Genomic DNA, 20,661 nt, shown 5'->3' on the forward strand with positions numbered 1-20,661 from the left:
CAGAACCGTTACGTCATTTTTGCTTTTGCCAACTCTTCAAACTCCTGTGGGGTTAGATAGTGAATCGAGCTATGGATTCGATTTCGGTTATAAAACCCTTCAATGTAGCTAAATAGTGCTCGATTTGCTTCTTCAAAATCTGAGTAGCTAGTCGTGTAGACTTCTTCCTTTTTCAATGAAGCATGGAAAGATTCGATTCCAGCATTATCATAAGGTATTCCCTTTCTACTATAAGAATGCCTTATTTTGTTGGTTTCAAGCCATTGTTCCACTTCTCTGGCTGTGTATTGGCTACCCAAGTCAGTGTGTAGAATCATTCCTTCTGGAATGTCATAATTCATTTTTGCTTTGTTCAGCGTTTGAATGACACAATCCACAGTCATTCGTTTTGAAAATGTATAGCTAATAATCTTTTTCGTGTGTAAATCCATGATTGAAGATAAGTAACACCAACCATTTTTCTTAGTAGGAATGTAAGTAATGTCAGCTGCCCATTTCTCACAGATAGTCTTAGTAGAAAAGTCCTGATTTAAGAGGTTCTCTTTTGAAATAATCGGTCTATTAGATCTTTGAGGTCTATATTTTTTAACTACAATCGACCTTAAATTTAATTGTTTCATTAGCTTTTGGACATGTTTAAGAGACACTGAAATACCTTTTAAAATTTTCTTTATATCGGGTCATAAAAATTCATCCTCTCGTAGATAAGTTTAATTTATTCTTGTCTCTACGAAAAGCTGTCTAAGATTTGATACTAACACCAACATGAGTCCGTACTTAAACACTGTACAGCAGATGGTCTCTTATGTTTAATTACACGACTAAATAACTCTTATTCATAATTCTTGTTCAAATACTCTTGAATGCTATTACGTATTTCATCATGCTTTATAGGGTTATAGGAGGTTTCTTTATTGCGCCAGTTGGAACTATCATATAGCCACACAGGCATTTTTTGTCGTTCTTTACTTTCCCAATCATAACGTGGAAAAACATGGGCATGCAAAAAATTATCAGTATTTCCTAAAATGTCATAATTAACTCTAGTAGGTGTGCAACTATGAATAATAGCATCTCCTAGAATACTCATGTCGGAAAGAAACTGTTCGCGTTCCTCTAAAGACAAAACATTCAAAGAGTTAACTTCTTTTTTGGGTAATAGCACACAGTAGCCAGGTAAAAATTGAACATCTCCAAAAACAGCATAGCCACCTTTTAATTCTTTTATCAGCATTGGATTAGTCCCATTTATTGCAGATAAAATTCGATTTTCGTACCATTCCATGTAAATCACTCCTTTTTGACTTGGATAATTTTTAGTATAGCAAATTATCTAATCACTCAGCTTATTACCTGATGTTTTTATAATTTTTCTTTTATTACGCGTCAAAGTGCTCTTACTGATTCCGGTCATTTTCTCTACCTCTTTATAGGAATGGTCCTCCAATAGGTTCATAGCCAAATTGATTTGTTGCTGGCTGAATTTTTTCGGTCGCCCTTCCCGGAAGTCGGGTTTCTGTTTGGCCAATTCTTTTCCCTCTTGTGTACGCTCCACAATCAGATCCCGTTCAAAATCCGCAAAAGCACTGAAAATTGTGAAGATCAATCTTCCCGTGGACGTATTTTCAATAATCCCCAGATTCAACACATTGATCCGCACGCCCTTCTCAAATAAGAGTTTGATCGTGTTCAATGCGTGTTGCGTGCTGCGAGCGATGCGGTCCAACTTCGTCACAACCAAAGTATCCCCTGTCTCAATTTCCTGAAGGAGTTTTTGGAATTCGGGGCGATCACTTTTTGTTCCCGTAATTTTCTCGAAGTAAACCCGATCGCAGCGTTCCTCCTCGAGTTGACGCAGCTGCCCTTCCAGATCTTGCTGGCGGGTACTCACCTGTGCATAGCCATATTTCATGTTCTCTGCTCCTTTTTTCATTTCTGATTTCAGGGTACGGTGAATAATTCGGCAAAAATTATAATTCAAGTATGATATAATTTCTTCAATTCTTAAGGCTAATTGTATAGACGTAGTTTTGAATCTTCTTTGCGCAGAAGCATAGATACCGATTCACAAATTAATTTTTAGGAGATGATAAAATGGAATATAACTGCTACGGGCAACCTATCGGACCAAGTTTAAAAGAAAGTTGTTTTAGAGAACTTAATGCAACAATAATAGAAGGAAACACTTGCGATTTAATCCATGCATCAGAGAGCCATGCACACGTATTCTATACCGATATTTTCAAAAAAGGACTTACTCCGCCAGATTGGACTTATCTGCCCTTCCCATCCTTTCCATCAGAAGAAGCGTTTGCTGATATCTTCAACAAGACTTTTTTGTCCGACGACCCTTACTTTTTTGGAATTTGGAATAAAGAGCATTCAAAAGTGCTAGGCACGCTTGCGCTAATGCGTAACGATCGACAAAATGGCGTTATCGAAGTAGGTTATGTAATATACAGCCAGCAATTGAAAAAAAGCATTCAAGCTACCGAAGCACAGTATTTGTTGGCAAAGTATGTTTTTGAGACTTTAGGGTACAGAAGATACGAGTGGAAATGCGATAGTCTAAATGAGCCTTCTAAATTAGCTGCAAAGAGGTTAGGATTTGAATATGAAGGCACATTCCGGCAGGCAATTATATACAAAAATAGAAATCGCGATACATCGTGGTTCTCAATGCTTGATTGTGAATGGGAACGGAACAAAAAAAGGCTTGAAAAATGGTTATCGCCGGATAATTTTGACCAAGACGGAAAACAGCTGCTTTCTTTAAACAACCTAAAATAATTGGTAATTACCTTTGTCAGTTTTGGGTACACCCAAATTAGACATAATTAAAGAAAAAACGTAGGCTTCTATTTTCGATACATGATTTTATGTAATTTCATGTGTTACAACTTAATAGGAATTTAAATTTTATTATTAGATTTTTTAATCATTTACACGAAAATTAATTTTATAAAGAGCATACTCTATACTCTTATTTTTTTCAAGAACTCAAAAAAGCGGAAAATCCCAGATTTAAAAATCTGAGTTTCCGCTTTTGTCATTTCAAGGATGGACTATTGTCTCAGCCTCTTCTAATTTATTCTTAAGATATTTTTACTTTCTCTGCAGGTGCTGATACATCTTTTTGTTCTTTTCGACCTTTCAACTTATACTTCATTAATCTCATGCCATTGAAAATTACCACCAAGATACTACCTTCATGAACCAACATTCCGATAGACATATTCATCCATTCGCTGAAGAAGACGCTGGTCAACAAGACCAACACTACTCCAATTGAAATCACGATATTTTGTTTCATATTATTTGCGGTGGCTTTTACTAATCCTAATGCGTGAGGCAAGTTGCTGAAGTTCGAGTTCATTAAAACGACATCGGATGTTTCAATCGCTACGTCCGTTCCGCTTCCCATTGCGATGCCAATGTCTGCTAAAGCTAAGGACGGACTGTCGTTAACGCCATCTCCAACAAAGGCTACAATTTGACCACGTTTTTGAAGTTTTCCGATATAAGCCGATTTGTCTTCCGGCAACATGTGGCCGTGAGCTTCGGTCAAACCAAGTTCGCCGGCGACCACATCAACGGTTCCTTGGTTATCTCCTGAAAGAACGACTAGATTTTTCACGCCCAAGTCTTTTAATTCCTGCAAATTAGCTTTCACACCCGGACGGACTTGATCGCGAATGCCCATCAGTACTTTTAATTCACCGTCGACCGCTGTCAAAACGAGAGAGTTCCCTTGTTGTTCAAACCGTTTGACATCTTTTTGCACTTTTTTGCTGAGAGTGACATTTTCTTTTTCCATCAAGGCCACATTCCCAACAGCCACTCTATGTCCAGCTACACTTGAAACGATTCCGCCGCCTTTCACGACTTCAGTTCCTTCAACAGGATAAAAGTTTGTTTCTCCAATTTGATTTAAGACCGCTTTTGCTAATGGATGATCTGATTCCCGTTCCACACTGGCCAGATAGCCAAGCGTTTCAGCAGGATCTTTTTCATACAGTTCAGTCGCTGCAACGGTTGGGTTTCCGACAGTTAAAGTACCTGTCTTATCAAATACAATTGTATCCACATTGCTGAAGTCTTGAATGACTTCACTCCCTTTTAAAAGAACACCGTTACGAGCACCATTCCCAATACCGGCAACGTTTGAGACAGGCACTCCGATAACTAATGCGCCTGGGCAACCTAGAACCAAGATGGTGATTGCTAACTCAATATTTTGGCTGAACGCCCATACAACAATTGCCAGAACCAAGACAGCTGGTGTGTAGTATTTAGAAAAGCGATCAATGAACCGTTCCGCTTCGGATTTAGAATCTTGTGCTTCTTCCACGAGTTCAATAATTTTTCCAAATGTGGTGTCCTCACCAACTCGGTCAGCTCTGATTTGAATCGTTCCGTTTTCTAAAATGGTTCCTGCAAAAACTTCTGCATCAGCTAGCTTGTTGACTGGAACAGCTTCACCTGTAATGCTAGCTTCATTGATATGCCCTTCACCCGTAAGGACTATGCCATCTACTGGAACTTTCGCACCCGTTTTAACGAGCAAGATATCCCCTTCATCTATATCATCCACTTCTACTTCTTCAAATTCGCCATTATCCATTTGTTTCAAGGCGCTTTCGGGTGCCATTTCAGTCAATTCTTTGATAGCAGATCGCGTTTGGTTCAATGTTCGTTGTTCCAAGTAGTGTCCGAATAAGAATAAGAACGTGACAATAGCCGATTCTTCATAGTTTTGAATAAAAAGCGCACCAATCGCTGCAATACTGACTAAGACATCAATACTGATGACTTTGACTTTCATTGCTTGAAACGCTTGAATGGCAATTGGCGTAATCCCAAAGACAGAGGCGATGATCAAAGACCACTCTGAAAGTCCTACGTTTTCTAAAACAAAGTGACTGAAGAAACCGAGTACGATTAACAATCCACTGATGACGGTGATAACATTTTTCTTGCTTAATATATATTGTTGCATGCTTTTTCCCTCCAAATTTAATTTCTCTTTTATTGATAAACACAGTATAAGATAATTGCCTAAGTAATTAATTGACTGACATCAAGTTTAGAAAGTTCTCTTTTATCGTTTCTAAGCACCTCGAATCGGATTGCAACAAAAAAAGCAATCCTGGAAAAATAGCTTTTCTTCCAGAATTGCCTAGTTCATTTAATCTGTTAAGCGGCCTTGACTTTTGCTTTAAGGACCGGATAGCCTACGTTTTCGATAGCTTTTTGAATCTCTTCAATCGAAGTGACAGCTGAATCAAAATTGGCTTTGACTTTGCTGGAGTTGAATAATACTTTAATGCTGTCTTTATCAACACCGTTAACTGATTTTACGGCACCTTCAATTTTTTGCATACAACTTGGACAAGACAACGTTTCTAATTGCAATATAGCTTTTTCCATAATTCCTATCTCCTTTATGTGTTTTTATTTTATCGGCAGCAGATTAATGAACACTGCCTTTTCCTCTTTACAACTGTAGTATAGCTCCCTTTTAGCAAACGAAAATTGACGCATATCAAGTTTTGCACTTCTTTTTATCTTTTTGCTCAATTCACCATCTTAATAGTCTTTTTCTGCCCCTTATTGCCATCAGAATAATAAGAAATTGGTGGATAATCTTGTCTGCGTATAAACCATACTACAATCGCGCCAATAAACAGGGCCAGAGACAAGGCTTGCGAAACGCGGATCCACTCGCCAATCCATAAACTGTCCGTTCGCATACCTTCAATGAAGAACCGACCCACTGAGTACCACAAAACGTAACTCAAAGCGACTTCTCCTTGACGCAAAAGCTGTTTTCGGTTCCGTATAGTGACGATGAGGACAAAGCCCAACAAACTCCACAATGACTCGTATAAAAAAGTCGGATGGTAGTAGGTAGGTACCATTGATATTCATTTGTTCAATGATAAATTCAGGTAAATAAAGATTTTCCAAGAATTGACGAGTAACCGGTCCACCATGAGCTTCCTGATTCATAAAATTGCCCCAACGACCAATGGACTGGGCTAACAATACATTGGGCGCTAAAATATCAAGAACGAGTGCCAAAGAAGTACCTTTTTTCTTTGCATACCAATATAGCGTACCCCCTCCTGCAATCAATCCCCCATAAATCGCAATGCCGCCATTCCAAATCGCAAGGATTTGTCCTGGATTTTGCAGATAATAACCAAGTTCAAATAACACATAATAAAGCCGAGCGCCGAGGAGTCCAATCGGAATTGCCCATAAGGCCATATCGATAATGGTATCCTCTTCCAGTCCTTTTTTCTTTGCTTCCTTGGTGCTCAACTGGAGAGCCGCTAATATGCCCACTGCAATAATGACTCCATACCAATGAATCACAACAGAACCAATCTCCACCACATGGGGATTCAAAACGCCTAATACGAATCCCATTCTATTTGCTCCATTACTTCAATTTTTCGCGTCATTCTAGTCATAGTGATGCTGAACAAGATTCCGGCTAAGCTCCATGGAAACCAAACAGTGAATACACTTTTATCTCCCTGGTCACTCGCTTCGTAATACGCCACTTTTCCGTGTCCGATTACGCCGGCTCCTTTTACAACTTCCTCTTCTTTTTCCATAGCTAACCTATCTGCCTCAACAACGTTAGACGTTTTTGCTTCGCCGCCAATCGTGTTCTTGGTGAAAGGGACGACAAAGAATGCACCCGCTGCTGACAACGTGATGGCAACTATCACCCAAAAACAATGCACATTCACCCCTACTTATTTTTACGTTTTGTTCGACAACCCTATCTTAAAGAAAAATAAAACAAAAAAACTTGAGGGTTATCATGTTTGTGCTTTTATTTTTCCAATGAATGAAGGTCGTTCTGTCTTAAAAAAGCCAAAAACGGACAGATGGAAGCAAAAGCACTGAGTTCTGTCCCGTTGTTAATGAAGAGCGACAGAACACCAACGTGTAGAAAAAAGTGTGTCCGATTATTCGCTGTAAAGCAATAAATCATCTAAATCCTGAATCTTGATCCTTTTCCCAGACAGCTGTTGAATCAATCCCTCGTCCTCCAATTCTCCAAATTTGCGACTGATGGTCTCAGGTGTCGTTCCTAAATAGGAAGCAATGTCCTTTTTTGCCATCGGCAGGGTGATGGTGGGAGAGTTGCCCATTTCAGGTTCCACATTTTCTGCCAAAAACAAAACTAAACGGGTAATGACACTCTCCACGGCTACTTGTGTCGTTTGACGTTCTGAACTTTCTAACCGTTTAGACATTTCCGCCAATAGTTTTAAAGAAATAGCTGGGTATTGTTCCAGAAAATCTTGGACATCTTTTTGCTGAATCATACAGACAACGGTATCTCGGGTTGCTTCGGCATATTCCTCGTGTACTGCATCCGGGTTGAACAAGGTCCATTCTCCGGTGAAATCACCAGGGTTCAAGATCCGCACTAGCTGCTCTTTGCCAGAGTCTGCCAATCGATAAATACGGATTTTCCCACGATTGATAATATATAAAGTATCCTCTTTTTCTTGTGAACGAAACAGAAACTCTCCTTTTTGATACTGTTTCGTGTGGGCTTTTTCAGCAATGTAATTCATCGCGCTATCCTCTAAGTGATTGAATATTGGAACCAAGCGGATACAGGCTGCGTGGTCGCCAATTTCATGATGGGTATGTTTAGTCAATTCATTCTCCCCCTTTATTTATTTTGTTTATATTCGCTGCTTTTATTATACAAGTCTCTTACTACAAAAAAATTGATGCACATCAAGAAAATGGAAAAAGGACTGGAAAGAATTCCAATCCCTAAATCAGCTTCTACTTTTACCTTAATCTTCATCCTCATCAAGAGCGTCATCATCTTCTAATGCTTCTTTACCAATGAACGCTTGCAGCATCCAAATGTTCTTGTCTAAGTCATTTTTAAAAGCAATCAATGTATCTTCTAAAGCATCGTCACCCTCGTCTTGAGCTAAACGAATCGCGCGAATAGTTAGGTCACGAGTGCTTCTGAAGTCCTCGATAATATTTTCAACCATGTCTTCTGCTTTAGCGTATTTATTAACTGCATCTTCCGAAAGCATCGAATATTTTTCAAATTCAACCGTTGTCGAAGCAGGTTTATGCCCAGAAGTAATTAGACGCTCCGCAAGTTTGTCGAACCATTTTTCATTTTCGTTATACAACTCTTCAAATTTTTCATGCAACGTAAAGAAATTGGCTCCTTTTACATACCAGTGATATTGGTGCAGTTTCACATGTAATGTATGCATGTTGCCTAAAAGATGATCCGCAATGGCCGCTGCATTAATTTTCGTATGATGAACATGTTCCTTGTGTTCTTGTTCTTCTTGCAATCTTTCTTGGGGTGTTCTTTCTTGAGTAGCTTTATTTTCAGTCATGATTTATTCCTCCTATAATTTTGGTTTGTTTAAAATAGCTTTCTTTGATTCCTCCTTTTTCTTTACTGAATTTAGTATAGGATAGATTTCAGTTAAAAAAATTGACGCTCATCAAGAAAAGTATTTCTTAATAGACGCCAGGCTTCTCTATTAAATTCAACTGAAATAATCAAAGGAATGAAGTCGTTCCCTCCAAACAAAAATTTCATTAAAGTAGGGCCTAAAAAAAAATAGCAACTATACTTTGTCAAGAGACCTGACTGCTATTTTTTTGCTTGTTATTCTTCAATTACCAAATGTCTTACCTTGCAGTATATTTAATACTCTTTCTCACTAGTGTTGCATGCAACACTAGTGAGAAAGAGCATTAATAAGATTAACCTAGAAGAATAACTTTACTTTATTTATGTCACACCATAAATAAAAATTGAAAAGAATTTTTTTATTTATTTTTAGTAGATCGATTAATAGGAGTTTTAGCTTGGGAGCGTCAATAATTTTGTGTAAATGGTTCTTCCCTACTGTAGATTGTTTCTAATTCTCCATCGGTTGACTCAGCATTTGTTCGAGCTCGCCTTCGGCCTGTTGGAAACCTTTATGACTGCGACCTAGGAATTTTTGGTTGTAAGTATCAAAAGACGAGACTAAGAAACGTTCCATCGACTCTTCATTTTGGAACTGTTCCTTGCAGTGGCTGTATTTCTTGATTTGTTTATTGAAAGATTCGATTAAATTAGTTGAGTAAATGCTTCGGCGGATACCAGGCGGAAACTCATAAAAAGTCAATAAATCTTGATTTTTTATCAGTGACTGCGTCACTTTAGGATAAGTTTTCTGCCACTTCTCAATCATACTCCCTAAAAAGGTATTTGCCTCTTCCTTTGAGCTAGCTTGATAAACAGCCTTAAAATCATCACAGATTTCTTTTCGATCTTTGACACATACTTTGTGAACAATATTACGGGAAACGTGCACACAGCAATGTTGAAAACGGGCTTTGGGGTAGAACCGACTAATCGCTCCTACCATCCCCTTTAAGCCATCCGTGATGAACAGGAGGACATTTTTCAAACCGCGCTCTTGAAGGTCCAATAAAATTTCCTCCCAAATCGTGATGGATTCAGTCGGTGCAATCGCATAGCTCAATACTTCCTTTGATCCGTCTGGGCGAATGCCAACTGCGATATGAATAGCTTCCTTGGCGACGGTTTTCCGCTTTAACGGAATATACGTTGCGTCCATATAAATAGCAGCATAACGGTCATGAAGCTCCCGCCCTTTAAACGCCGTTACCTCTTCTGTAAATGATTTTGTTATATTGGACATGGTTTGGGGCGTGTAGTGATGCCCATACATTTTCTCAATCAAGTCTGCGATTTCCGACATGGTAATACCTTTTCGGAAGAGGTGAATGACGGTCTCCTCTAACGTGTCATTCGTCCGTCTATAAGCAGGAACAGTCTGTTGCTTGAACTCACCATTGCGGTCGCGCGGAATCTGGAGATGAAGTTCCCCGTACTCGGTCTTGACTGTACGGTCATAGGAGCCGTTACGAGAATTACCCGTGTTAAAACCAATGCGATCGTAGTTTTCGTAATCGAGGAAAGCCGTTAACTCCGTTTTGAGAAGCGTATTGACAGCTTTTTCCAAATGGACACGGAATAATTCATTCAAATCGCCTTTGTTCGCTAGAGTCTTTAGAATTTCTGTAGTAAAATCGTTCATATGGAAGTCCTCTTTTCTGTGAATGTGTTGTGGTAACTCTATTCTACACAAGGGACTTCCTTTTTTCTATTTACACAAAATATTTTGTTATCATTGTTGAATCATCATTTATAAGTGAACGTAAAAGATAATAGATACCCAAAAACAGAAAGAAAAATAACGGTAATACACGGAGTAAAACAAACGGAGTTTCAAAAATGAACGCTTTCCAAAACCACATACCCTCCATTTCCCATAAACCTTGGGTAAAATACCATGATTTAAAGTTCAATATCTTATCCAAATTCCAAGAATTACTACTAAAAAAAATAAAGAAATACAATAAAAATAGAGTTCCATAAGTATAACCATATTTTACATATCTTTTCTTTACACTTTCTTGAGAATCAGTGTCAGAAAATATGTCACTTGTTACATCAGGATATTCTTGCTGAAAATACTGAGCGCCACCAGAACGACTTCCCTTTATTAGTTTCCAACCACTATCAGAAAACAATGTTACATAATCTTCATATTTTATTTTTCCCATACTTTTTTCTCTAAAATCAAGGCGCACATAAGGAATAAACGTTTCTTTACTAGCCAATTTTTCAAAAGTATATATAGGCACCACTGAACTAACCTATAACCTTCTTCTTGTATAGAATTAATCCATTCTTCTTCTTTTTTTAAGGATAAGAAAATTCTAAATTTTTTCATGTTATCTCCTCCTAATATCCAAAATCAGAAGATAGCTTAATCAAACTTCCTAGACGTTCTATTTCTAGTCTTAAAACTTCTTCTCCCAGATCAGTAATTTTGTAAACTCTTCTTCTTTTTTCCCTACTTGGAATTTCTTCTATCCAATTAAGTTTAAGTAAATTTTCAATCGCTCCGTACATAGTTCCAGCAGCTACCTTAACTGATCCTTCGCTTAACTTATCAATTTCTTGAATAATAGCATATCCATGAGCAGGTGTAGTTAAAACTAGCAGAATATAAAAAGTTGTTTCAGTTAAAGGTAAATATGGATTTCTAATCATATAAAGACACTCCTCTTAATATACAGTTCCATTATATAAAGCTTAACTATATACATAGTATATGAATTGACAGACATCGGTACGCCAATCGTCAAACAGCATAATGGTATCAATGAGATCACCTTATATTATGACTTGCCGCTCTTCTTTTATTTCATCATCGGGTTGACCTTCATTGGTTGGCTGATTTTATTCATCATGTTTATTAGAAGTCGGATACATTCATAAAAAAATGAGGTCGAGACAAAAATCGTTTATGAGAAATTAGAGAAAAAACGAACAATACATTTTTTGTATTGCTCGTTTTTTTTAAATTTCCGAAAAACCTGCCTTTCGGACGTCGTTTATTTGAGAGAGGTTAGGACAGAAGTGTTTAACTCTGAGAAATAAGAAGAAATGAACGAAAATTGCTTTTCAAATTTTTGTTCATTTCGGCTTATTTAAGAGGGAGTTGCTTCTGCTCCCGTCGTTTATTCGAGAGTCTGTAGCAAACCTGGTTTTTAGATTTGTCCCATATTCTTATTGTGACAATATTCCTTCGTTTCTCTTCACTCCAACGTGACTGCTACCCCATAATGATCACTGACAATCGGGCCATTTTCCCCGTCAAAAATACGTTGATAACTTGTAACAAAGCAATCTTGTGGTACATAAATATAGTCGATACGTAGCCCCTCTTTATTGTTTTCCCAGCCATCGATTCTCTTTTCGATCGTTGCTTCAGCTTGTTTTTTTTGCGCGATTGGATAAGCATCACGAATAGGCAACTGACTTTTTGCCACTAAATCGTACCCGCTGCCTTCAGCAGGATTGTTGAAATCCCCTAATAGATACAGTGGTGTTGTAAGAGGCGCTAAACTTGCTTCTAATTCTTTCCACTCAAATGCAAATCCGCTTTTTTCATCTGCCCACCGAGAAAAATGACAGCTTGCTACAGTAATACATTGTGTTTTGACAGAGGTTTGACCTACTAATATTTTTCGAGTATGGTAATCCTCTTTTTCTTTTGTTTCGGAGACTAGGTGCGTTTGACTAGTTAGTGGTTGTTTGGAAAGAAGCGCATTGCCTTCCTCATAGATAGCATAGCCGATATGACTCATTTCCCAACTCCAATAGTAAGTTTCACCTTGTTCTGCTAAGAGCTGGATCAAGCAATAGGCAAAGTTATCCGAGCGGACAGGCGTTTGTTCCTGCACCTGACTAAAATTCTTCAGCTGCTCACTGGTTAGTCGTTTTGCGTCCATCGTTTGATTGACTTCTTGCAATGCGATCACATCATATTGTTCATGACAGATTTTTTGAGCGATCTGTTTTAATTTTTCTTGTGGTTCCTCTTCTAACCAGCTATGCGTATTCAACGTCATTATTTTCATATAATTCTCCTTCTTAATGGGATGGGTCGAAACATTGCTCCCACCTTCTGGATCCATATAGGTAAAGACCCCAAAGTAGTTTATTCAAAAAATAAGCCAATAATCCCTGAAATAGGAAAAGCAATTTCGGGATTATCGGCTTACTTCTAGGAGTTACACACATCGAACACATTCTTTCGATATGAAATACACACATGAACTTCTGTGATTCTTTACAAGTTTATTTTCCCGATCACTGTTCCTCGTTCAGTGTCTCCTAATTTATTGATGGTCAGCCCATTGACTTTGTCATCTGTAAAGACTACTATGATCGTCGTTTCTTTCCCTTCGTTCTTGATTGCATCTAGATTCATCTGAGCAATCGTTGTTCCTGCTACTACTTCTTGGCCTTCAGAAACTAAGATCTCAAACGCTGGCTGGCTCATATGAACAGTATCCAGTCCCATATGGATCAAAACTTCTGCTCCTTCTGCTGTTTGCATGCCAATTGCATGCTTGGTTGGGAAGACACTCACGATTTTACCAGAAAGTGGTGCCGTCACTTCTCCAGTGGCAGGAATGACAGCAAAGCCATCACCCATCATCTTTTGTGAAAAGACTGGATCATTCACATCTGTTAAAGCAATTACCTCACCAGTTGCTACAGTGAATAATTCTTTTTCGATACCTAAAACATGTTTCTCTTCATTCTTCTCATTTTTATTTGTTGCCTCAACTGTTGGCTCTGGAATATCAGCGCCTGATTGTAGTAAATCTTCAATATCCGATTTCAACACATCCGCTTTTGGTCCATACACGGCTTGCACACCTTTGTCCTTAACGATCAAGCCCATCGCTCCAGCACGTTTCCATTCTTCTTCTGAACCGACTTTCCCAGGATCCTCGACGCTGACACGTAAACGAGTCATACAAGCATCTACATCCTTGATGTTTTCTTTTCCACCTAACAAATGGATGATCTTAATGATTTGTTGATCTGCATTAGTTGCAGAACCTGACGGCGTTTCTTCACTGTCGTTATCATAGTTCCCATTACGTCCTGGTGTAGCATAATTGAATTTTTTGATCAAAAAGTTTGCCACAAAATACGTCAATACTCCAAATAATATGACACAGATAACAAAATTGAGCAAGTCGATACCTAATCCTGCTTTGATCGCTAATGGTGTACGTGTCAATAGTTCAATGTTCCCAAATGAATGGACACGTAAAGGTAGAATATCTGCCATTGCAAAAGCTGCCCCTTGGATCACAGAATAAACAATGTAAAGAGGTACAGCTGCAAACATGAACATGAACTCTAATGGTTCGGTTACGCCTGTTAAGAAAACTGCAAGTGCTGCTGAAAAATACATTGATTTATATTTAGACTTTTTGTCTGGATCAACATTACGGTACATCGCTAGTGCTAATCCCATCAAGATACCGGAAGAACCAATCATTTGTCCCACTTTAAAACGAGCAGGTGTCCAGTTCGTCAATACGAATTCATATTGCGACATGTCGCCGGCGCCTTTCAAGTTGACCAAATCAGTCGCCCACGCTAACCATAAAGGATCTTGTCCAAATACTTGTGTTCCCGCTTGCGCACCAGATAATATCTCATAGGTACCACCCAGCTGCGTATAATTGATTGGGATCGTCAACATGTGATGTAAGCCAAATGGTAACAATAGACGTTCCAATGTACCATATAGGAATGGTGCTAAAATCGGAGCGCTTTCTTTTGACTCTGCAATCCACAATCCAAAGTTATTGATCCCTGCTTGGACATTCGGCCATACAATAGCAAGAATCAATGCAACAATCGTTGACCACAAAATAACTACAAAAGGAACAAATCTTTTTCCATTAAAGAACGATAATGCGTCAGGTAATTTACGATAATTGTAATATTTATTATAGGCCATCGCCCCAACGAACCCTGCAATAATCCCAACAAATACCCCCATATTTAGTGCTGGTGCTTCTAATACACTGGTAAAGAACCCTTTAACCATGATTTTCGTGCCAAACAAGGTATGCGTAAATGCGTCTTCATTTGCCAACATCTCATTAGTCACACCAAAAATTGCTCCTGTGATCCGATTGATCAATATAAATGAGATCCCCGCAGCGAATGCTCCCCCTGCTCGTTCTTTTGCCCAACTACCACCTATCGCTAGTGCAAATAAAAGATGTAAATTTCCGATAATTGCCCAACCAATATTTTCGATCACGCCACCCGTTGTAACTAAAGGTGCAAGATCAGGATTGATCAACGGAATCGATTTACCGATACTGATCATCAAACCTGCCGCTGGCATAACTGCCACAACGACCATTAAAGCCTTTCCAAATTTTTGCCAAAACTCAAAGCTAAATATTTTTTTCATTTCCTCGTCTCCTTTATGCAATCGGTTTCGTTGTTAGTTATTATAGTGTGTATTTCTTTTTTTGTAAATGCTTTATTTCGTATTTTTATGCTTTTTCTGTAAGTACCCAATCGTTCTTTATACATTATTTCTGTTCATATTATAGTAGTAAATATTGATACAATCGCTTTTGTTTTGTTTTTTCATCCACTTCAAAATTTAATTTCACTTTTCTAGTTGACTTACGCAATCGGTTGCGTTTATTATGGACGTATAAACGACAACGTCTAGGAGGAGAACAATGAAACAAATTAAACGGTTATTTCAGATCGACCCTTGGAAAATCAGCACGAATAAATTAGATAAAGAAAATTTACGCTTGCAAGAATCATTGACCAGTATCGGTAACGGATATATGGGTATGCGCGGAAATTTTGAAGAAGCATATTCTGGTGATCATCACCAAGGAACCTATTTAGCAGGTGTTTGGTACCCTGACAAAACACGTGTTGGCTGGTGGAAAAACGGCTATCCTGAATATTTTGGAAAAGTAATCAATGCAGTCGATTTTATCGCTATGGATCTTTTTATCGATGATCAGCTGATTGATCTAGCTACACTTACTACTGAAGATTTTTATTGGGAATTAAACATGAAAAACGGTGTTTTGACACGTAGTTATACAGTCACTACCCCATCAAACAAAGTTCGTCTTTCATTCGAGCGCTTTTTAAGTATTGTCAAAAATGAAGCCGCTTATATTCGCTTAACCATTGAAATGTTGGAAGGAAATGGAACTGTAAAAGTTATTTCTAAGCTAGATGGCAATGTCCAAAACGAAGACAGCAATTACGATGAACACTTTTGGAATGACATCGATCATGGCGTCAAGGAAGAAATAGCGTACTTAACGACTAAAACGATCCCGAATAATTTTGAGATCGAACAATTTACAGTGACCGCTGGGATGCGCCACTACGTTGATGGAAAATTATATACGCCAAGCTACCAAGAGGGCACCTTAGCAATCGAAGGTTCATTCACCTTTGACTTAAATGAAAATGAAACACTTCTTATCGACAAAGAAGTATTGATTTTCACAAGCCGAGATATCCCTGAAGCGCAACAAGCGACACATCTCTTTAAAGAATTCAACGAATTGAACGTTCACTATCCCCAAGCAAAAGAGGAGCAAACAGCCGCTTGGTCTAAACGATGGGAATTGGCAGATGTAGTCATTGAAGGAGACGATGAAGCACAACAAGGAATCCGTTTCAACCTCTTCCAGCTATTTTCTACTTATTATGGCGAAGATGAACGTTTGAATATTGGACCAAAAGGCTTCACTGGCGAAAAATATGGTGGTGCAACTTACTGGGATACTGAAGCCTATGCAGTGCCTCTGTACCTCGCTTTAGCGAAACCTGAAGTCACTAAGAATCTCTTGAAGTACCGCCATAACCAATTGCCACAAGCAATCCATAATGCACAACAGCAAGGGCTAAAGGGCGCGTTATATCCAATGGTCACTTTCACAGGTGTCGAATGCCACAATGAATGGGAAATCACTTTCGAGGAGATCCACCGAAATGGTGCAATCGCCTATGCAATCTACAATTACACGAATTACACCGGTGATACGGAATATTTGAAAAATGAAGGTCTGGAAGTTTTAGCAGAAATCGCCCGCTTCTGGGCAGACCGTGTCCATTTTTCAAAACGAGCAAATAAATACATGATCCACGGAGTGACTGGACCAAATGAATATGAAAACAACATCAATAACAATTGGTATACAAATACGATCGCAGCTTGGGTCTTGCGTTACACGCGAGAAAATTATTTGAAGTTCAAAGAAGAGAGCACTGCTAAAATCAGCGACGATGAATTGGCACATTGGCAAGAAATTGCTGAAAATATGTACTTCCCAGTAGATGAAGAATTAGGGATTTTTGTTCAACACGATACTTTCTTAGACAAAGATCTCAAACCAGTAGCGGAACTATCCGCAAGTGAATTGCCATTGAATCAGCATTGGTCATGGGACAAGATCCTTCGTTCTTGCTTCATTAAACAAGCAGACGTTTTACAAGGTATCTACTTCTTCAATGATTCATTTACAAAAGAAGAAAAACAACGCAACTTTGATTTTTACGAGCCAATGACTGTCCATGAGTCTTCCCTATCTCCTAGTATCCATGCTATTTTAGCTGCTGAACTAGGCATGGAAGATAAAGCCGTTGAAATGTATCAACGCACTGCTCGTTTAGATTTAGATAACTATAACAATGATACAGAGGATGGCTTACACATCACTTCAATGACCGGAAGTTGGCTTGCTATCGTACAAGGATTCGCGCAAATGAAGACAGATCATGAACAATTAAGATTTGCACCATTCTTGCCTAAAACATGGTCTGCTTATTCATTCCATATCAATTATCGCGACCGCTTGTTATTTGTCGCCGTTTCAAATGAACAGGTAACATTGAACCTCTTATCTGGCGAAGCATTACCGCTAGAAGTCTACGAAAAAGCGTATGTCCTTACTGATCATTTGACTATTCCATTACGAGAAGGTGAAGCGAATGTTTAAAGGTGTATTATTCGACTTAGATGGGGTCATTACAGATACCGCTGAATTCCATTACCGTGCTTGGAAAAAGCTAGGTGATGAGATCGGTATTCCCTTAGATCGGTCATTCAACGAACAATTGAAGGGTGTAAGCAGAGAAGATTCTCTGACTCTCCTTCTTGCTCACGGAAAAAAAGAAGAGCAATTCTCAAAAACAGAATTTCTCGAATTAGCGAAAAGAAAAAATGATTATTATCTTGAAATGATCCAATCGATCACACCAAAAGATGTTTTTCCAGGGATTTTAGAATTATTAAAAGACTTACGGGCAAACAATATCAAGATTTCACTAGCATCTGCAAGCAAAAATGGCCCTTTCCTACTTGCCAAGATGGGTCTAGAAAGCTACTTTGATGCGATTGCTGATCCGGCAAAAGTCGCTAATGGAAAGCCTGAACCAGATATTTTTCTACTTGCTGCGAAAGAAATCGGTTTGACCCCTCGTGACTGCATCGGGATCGAGGATTCAAAAGCTGGAATCGCTGCGATCATTGCTAGTGGTGCGCAACCTATCGGCGTAGGACGTTCAGAAGATCTTGGGGAGGATATTCCAATCGTACCTGATACAGCTTCATTGACTTTCGATTACTTGAAAAAAACGTGGCAGCCAAATGCCTGAACCTTCTATTTCAGTGACTCCTATCCCCAACACTGAATTAAAAAAAATAACATTGAAGAACGATGAATTGACCGTCGTTCTTCTAAATTATGGCGCTAGACTTCACCAAATCTTTGCTTCAGATAACAAAGGACATTTAGAAAACGTCTTACTTTCTTATGATGAACTTTCAGATGTTTTAACCGATGAAAGTTTCTTTGGAGCCACAGTCGGTCCCGTAGCAGGCAGAATCCGAAATGCTACATGGGGAAATCATCAACTTGAAAAAAACGCTGGCAACCATCATATCCACGGAGGAACAAATGGATGGTCTTTCCAATATTGGGATGTCGAAGTGTTCAAAAATCCACAGTCGATCGGCGTTGTCTTTTATTTACAAGACACTTTTTCCGATTATCCTGGTCCTATCACAGCAACGATCACGTATCAGCTAACTGCGAATAGCCTGGAAATGATCACAAAAACGAACAGTCCCGTCGAGACGATCTGCAATCCAACCAATCATGCCTATTTCAACCTTTCTGGGAATGGTAAACGCGACATTGATACACATGAACTGGCTGTCCAAGCAGAAAGTCTATTGGTATTAGATGAAGATAAACTACCAACAGGCGAACAAATCACTCAAGCGGATTTACCGATCAATTTCAAGAAACCACATACAATCGAAGAAATTCTCAACGCTTATCCAGAAGGACTTGATGACGTTTTTGTTCTTACTACACCGAAACGTTCAAAAAAGGTGCTGTGTCTTTCAGAAAAACAATCTGGACGCCAGTTGTCTATAGCAACAACAAATAGAAGTGTGGTATTATTTTCTACGACTGGTTTTGAAGCTGATTTTATGATCAACGGGAAACATATGCATTCAAACTATGGTTTAGCCATCGAGCCACAAGAATTTCCGGATCTAGTCCATTTACCTGAACTCGGTTCGATCGCTTTGTACCCTGGTCAAGAAAAGGTCAACCATACGACCTATCAGTTTACTATTTTACCGAATGAACAGATAGCAAATACTCAATAGTTGCTTGTTTTGATTACGAATAGCTCAGAAAAGAAGAGATTTTTATTTAGAAGAAAGGTGTTTAAATTATGGCAATTACGGTAAAAGATGTTGCAAAAAAAGCGGGAGTAGCTACCTCTACTGTCTCACGCGTCATCAATGACCATCCAAGTATTTCCGAAGCAACCAAAAAGAAAGTCCGAAAAATCATGGATGAACTTGGCTATGTACCGAATATCACTGCTAGAAATTTAGGTAAACGGGTTTCTAGTGCCATCGGCGTGATATTGCCGCCACTTGATTCTAAAGAACGAATCGGTAATCCCTTCTACTTAGAGATCATGGATGCAATCAATGAAGAAGCACGTCACCACGACATGACAATAGCCATTGCAACAGCGAAAAATTTTGATGTCTTATTAGAAAATGTCCAAAGAATGCACTTACAAAAACAAGTCGATGGCTTTATCTTAGTGTACTCTGATAGCGAAGACCCAGTCATCGATTATTTGTATCAAAACGAGATTCCCTTCACTCTGATCGGTCAACCTTATCAGCATGAAAATGAGATCATCTACGTTGATAACGACAACCAGCTATTGGGAAAACAGGCAACTGATTTTCTTATCCAAAATGGGCATGAACAGATTCTTTTCGTTACGAACACGACCCACGAAAGCCTCTATTTCGAACGCTATTTCGGGTATCAAAAAGCGATGATGATGGCTGGACTAGATGTTCACCCTAGCGTTGTGATCGAAAAGGCAGAAGACTATCTATCCTTTGACACTATCTTAAAAAACGCCGGTGCTACAGCACTTGTGGTAATCGATGATATTTTTGCACTTCGCACGATGCAATTAGCGCAAATGTACGGTTATCTTATTCCAGAAACCTTATCGATCATCAGTTTCAATAATTCGATTTTTTCTACACTGACTCATCCTTATCTCACAAGTATCGATATCGATATTTCCGAATTAGGGCGAGTAGCCATGCAAAAATTACAAGAATTGATCCATAACGAGATCAGTAGCGGCGTGCGCCTAGTCATCCCTCATCACTTGATCAAGAGAGAAACAGTTGTGCCACTGAACCCCAAGCAATAACTGGTAGGAATTGAAATGAAGAGATAGAATAACCAAAAGATGAGATTGAGACAAAAGTGTTTCTTACTTCTGTCTCAACCTCTTTTTTGAAATTCCCGAAAAGCCTGACTTTTGGACACCGTTTATTTGAGAGAAGCTGGGACAGAAGTGTTTAACTCCGAGAAATAAGAAGAAATGAACGAAAATTGCTTTTCAAATTTTTGTGAATTTCGGCTTATTTCCGAAGGAGTTGCTTCTGCTCTCGCCGTTTATTCGAGCGTCTGTAGAAAGACTGATTTTTAGATTTGTCTCGACCTCATTTTTTTATGAATGTATCCGACTTCTAATAAACATGATGAATAAAATCAGCCAACCAATGAAGGTCAACCCGATGATGAAATAAAAGAAGAGCGGCAAGTCATAATATAAGG

General features: G+C 38.7%; 17 protein-coding genes and 5 pseudogenes. 8 read left to right on the forward strand and 14 right to left on the reverse strand.

Features of this window, described 5'->3' with window-relative positions:
- Window positions 1–8 precede the first annotated feature (8 nt).
- The 3 genes and pseudogenes from OZZ83_RS13160 to OZZ83_RS13170 form a co-directional block, all read right to left on the reverse strand.
- Window positions 9–659: pseudogene (locus tag OZZ83_RS13160) on the reverse strand (IS3 family transposase); the annotation flags it as partial.
- A gap of 173 nt (window positions 660–832) precedes the next feature.
- Window positions 833–1,285 carry an HIT family protein gene (locus tag OZZ83_RS13165; protein ID WP_002314353.1) on the reverse strand — a complete coding sequence of 151 codons (453 nt, stop codon included), beginning with the start codon at window positions 1,283–1,285 and terminating at the stop codon, window positions 833–835.
- A gap of 48 nt (window positions 1,286–1,333) precedes the next feature.
- Window positions 1,334–1,912 (reverse strand): recombinase family protein, encoded by a 579-nt coding sequence (locus tag OZZ83_RS13170; RefSeq protein WP_002314354.1) that lies wholly within the window; start codon window positions 1,910–1,912, stop codon window positions 1,334–1,336.
- 182 nt (window positions 1,913–2,094) lie between these two features.
- Here OZZ83_RS13170 and OZZ83_RS13175 point away from each other — a divergent pair, with 182 nt between their 5' ends.
- Window positions 2,095–2,790 carry a GNAT family N-acetyltransferase gene (locus tag OZZ83_RS13175; protein WP_002314355.1) on the forward strand — a complete coding sequence of 232 codons (696 nt, stop codon included), beginning with the start codon at window positions 2,095–2,097 and terminating at the stop codon, window positions 2,788–2,790.
- Window positions 2,791–3,094: 304 nt separating this feature from the next.
- Here the strand turns inward: OZZ83_RS13175 and OZZ83_RS13180 are convergent, their stop codons facing one another.
- The 9 genes and pseudogenes from OZZ83_RS13180 to OZZ83_RS13220 form a co-directional block, all read right to left on the reverse strand.
- Window positions 3,095–4,999, reverse strand: a complete 1,905-nt coding sequence (locus OZZ83_RS13180; protein ID WP_002314356.1) for a heavy metal translocating P-type ATPase — start codon at window positions 4,997–4,999, stop codon at window positions 3,095–3,097.
- Window positions 5,000–5,196: 197 nt separating this feature from the next.
- A complete protein-coding gene (locus tag OZZ83_RS13185) occupies window positions 5,197–5,430 on the reverse strand; it encodes a heavy-metal-associated domain-containing protein (protein WP_002292161.1) in 234 nt (77 codons plus the stop codon).
- A 146-nt stretch (window positions 5,431–5,576) separates the two neighbouring features.
- Window positions 5,577–6,435: pseudogene (gene lgt, locus OZZ83_RS13190) on the reverse strand (prolipoprotein diacylglyceryl transferase).
- Window positions 6,420–6,758, reverse strand: a complete 339-nt coding sequence (locus tag OZZ83_RS13195; protein WP_025477135.1) for a hypothetical protein — start codon at window positions 6,756–6,758, stop codon at window positions 6,420–6,422. The pseudogene lgt and the gene OZZ83_RS13195 overlap by 16 nt, the downstream one beginning before the upstream one ends.
- Window positions 6,759–6,986: 228 nt before the next feature.
- Window positions 6,987–7,691, reverse strand: a complete 705-nt coding sequence (locus tag OZZ83_RS13200; RefSeq protein WP_002292156.1) for a Crp/Fnr family transcriptional regulator — start codon at window positions 7,689–7,691, stop codon at window positions 6,987–6,989.
- 144 nt (window positions 7,692–7,835) lie between these two features.
- Window positions 7,836–8,408 carry a Dps family protein gene (locus tag OZZ83_RS13205; protein ID WP_002292150.1) on the reverse strand — a complete coding sequence of 191 codons (573 nt, stop codon included), beginning with the start codon at window positions 8,406–8,408 and terminating at the stop codon, window positions 7,836–7,838.
- A gap of 534 nt (window positions 8,409–8,942) precedes the next feature.
- A complete protein-coding gene (locus OZZ83_RS13210) occupies window positions 8,943–10,133 on the reverse strand; it encodes an IS256 family transposase (protein WP_442784194.1) in 1,191 nt (396 codons plus the stop codon).
- A gap of 70 nt (window positions 10,134–10,203) precedes the next feature.
- Window positions 10,204–10,832 (reverse strand): annotated as a pseudogene (locus OZZ83_RS13215) (DUF2812 domain-containing protein).
- A gap of 11 nt (window positions 10,833–10,843) precedes the next feature.
- Window positions 10,844–11,155 (reverse strand): PadR family transcriptional regulator, encoded by a 312-nt coding sequence (locus tag OZZ83_RS13220; RefSeq protein ID WP_002291321.1) that lies wholly within the window; start codon window positions 11,153–11,155, stop codon window positions 10,844–10,846.
- Window positions 11,156–11,221: 66 nt separating this feature from the next.
- On the opposite strand from OZZ83_RS13220, the gene OZZ83_RS13225 reads away from it, so the two are divergent.
- Together OZZ83_RS13225 and OZZ83_RS13230 are read left to right on the forward strand one after the other, a co-directional pair.
- Window positions 11,222–11,383, forward strand: coding sequence for a hypothetical protein (locus OZZ83_RS13225; protein ID WP_002291320.1), 162 nt, complete (start codon window positions 11,222–11,224; stop codon window positions 11,381–11,383).
- Between the two features lie 151 nt (window positions 11,384–11,534).
- Window positions 11,535–11,633: pseudogene (locus OZZ83_RS13230) on the forward strand (DUF3788 family protein); the annotation flags it as partial.
- A 70-nt stretch (window positions 11,634–11,703) separates the two neighbouring features.
- Here the strand turns inward: OZZ83_RS13230 and OZZ83_RS13235 are convergent.
- Window positions 11,704–12,528: an endonuclease/exonuclease/phosphatase family protein gene (locus OZZ83_RS13235; RefSeq protein ID WP_016853323.1), complete on the reverse strand. Its 825-nt coding sequence runs from the start codon at window positions 12,526–12,528 to the stop codon at window positions 11,704–11,706.
- 212 nt (window positions 12,529–12,740) lie between these two features.
- On the reverse strand, window positions 12,741–14,903 hold the full coding sequence (locus tag OZZ83_RS13240) for a PTS transporter subunit IIBC (protein WP_010725663.1): 2,163 nt from the start codon (window positions 14,901–14,903) through the stop codon (window positions 12,741–12,743).
- 280 nt (window positions 14,904–15,183) lie between these two features.
- Between OZZ83_RS13240 and OZZ83_RS13245 the strand changes: the two genes are divergently transcribed.
- The 5 genes and pseudogenes from OZZ83_RS13245 to OZZ83_RS13265 form a co-directional block, all read left to right on the forward strand.
- Window positions 15,184–17,478 carry a glycoside hydrolase family 65 protein gene (locus tag OZZ83_RS13245; RefSeq protein ID WP_174131342.1) on the forward strand — a complete coding sequence of 765 codons (2,295 nt, stop codon included), beginning with the start codon at window positions 15,184–15,186 and terminating at the stop codon, window positions 17,476–17,478.
- Window positions 17,471–18,136 carry a beta-phosphoglucomutase gene (gene pgmB, locus OZZ83_RS13250; RefSeq protein WP_002316716.1) on the forward strand — a complete coding sequence of 222 codons (666 nt, stop codon included), beginning with the start codon at window positions 17,471–17,473 and terminating at the stop codon, window positions 18,134–18,136. Before OZZ83_RS13245 ends, pgmB begins: the two co-directional genes overlap by 8 nt.
- Window positions 18,129–19,163 (forward strand): aldose epimerase family protein, encoded by a 1,035-nt coding sequence (locus OZZ83_RS13255; RefSeq protein WP_325066089.1) that lies wholly within the window; start codon window positions 18,129–18,131, stop codon window positions 19,161–19,163. The genes pgmB and OZZ83_RS13255 overlap by 8 nt, the downstream gene beginning before the upstream one ends.
- A 68-nt stretch (window positions 19,164–19,231) precedes the next feature.
- Entirely contained in the window at window positions 19,232–20,251 is a 1,020-nt protein-coding gene (locus OZZ83_RS13260; protein WP_002316718.1) for a LacI family DNA-binding transcriptional regulator, read from the forward strand.
- Between the two features lie 136 nt (window positions 20,252–20,387).
- A pseudogene (locus OZZ83_RS13265) lies at window positions 20,388–20,507 on the forward strand (DUF3788 family protein); the annotation flags it as partial.
- Window positions 20,508–20,661 lie beyond the last annotated feature (154 nt).

Source organism: Enterococcus sp. E5-162, from assembly GCF_035725965.1.
In the GTDB taxonomy this organism is placed as follows: Bacteria; Bacillota; Bacilli; order Lactobacillales; family Enterococcaceae; genus Enterococcus_B; species Enterococcus_B lactis.

Coding starts and splice junctions, on each gene's coding strand:
- OZZ83_RS13165 (WP_002314353.1), bottom strand. CDS start 1,285: ATGGAATGGTACGAAAATCGAATTTTATCTGCAATAAATGGGACTAAT.
- OZZ83_RS13170 (WP_002314354.1), bottom strand. CDS start 1,912: ATGAAATATGGCTATGCACAGGTGAGTACCCGCCAGCAAGATCTGGAA.
- OZZ83_RS13175 (WP_002314355.1), top strand. CDS start 2,095: ATGGAATATAACTGCTACGGGCAACCTATCGGACCAAGTTTAAAAGAA.
- OZZ83_RS13180 (WP_002314356.1), bottom strand. CDS start 4,999: ATGCAACAATATATATTAAGCAAGAAAAATGTTATCACCGTCATCAGT.
- OZZ83_RS13185 (WP_002292161.1), bottom strand. CDS start 5,430: ATGGAAAAAGCTATATTGCAATTAGAAACGTTGTCTTGTCCAAGTTGT.
- OZZ83_RS13205 (WP_002292150.1), bottom strand. CDS start 8,408: ATGACTGAAAATAAAGCTACTCAAGAAAGAACACCCCAAGAAAGATTG.
- OZZ83_RS13210 (WP_442784194.1), bottom strand. CDS start 10,133: ATGAACGATTTTACTACAGAAATTCTAAAGACTCTAGCGAACAAAGGC.
- OZZ83_RS13220 (WP_002291321.1), bottom strand. CDS start 11,155: ATGATTAGAAATCCATATTTACCTTTAACTGAAACAACTTTTTATATT.
- OZZ83_RS13235 (WP_016853323.1), bottom strand. CDS start 12,528: ATGAAAATAATGACGTTGAATACGCATAGCTGGTTAGAAGAGGAACCA.
- OZZ83_RS13240 (WP_010725663.1), bottom strand. CDS start 14,903: ATGAAAAAAATATTTAGCTTTGAGTTTTGGCAAAAATTTGGAAAGGCT.
- OZZ83_RS13245 (WP_174131342.1), top strand. CDS start 15,184: ATGAAACAAATTAAACGGTTATTTCAGATCGACCCTTGGAAAATCAGC.
- pgmB (WP_002316716.1), top strand. CDS start 17,471: ATGTTTAAAGGTGTATTATTCGACTTAGATGGGGTCATTACAGATACC.
- OZZ83_RS13255 (WP_325066089.1), top strand. CDS start 18,129: ATGCCTGAACCTTCTATTTCAGTGACTCCTATCCCCAACACTGAATTA.
- OZZ83_RS13260 (WP_002316718.1), top strand. CDS start 19,232: ATGGCAATTACGGTAAAAGATGTTGCAAAAAAAGCGGGAGTAGCTACC.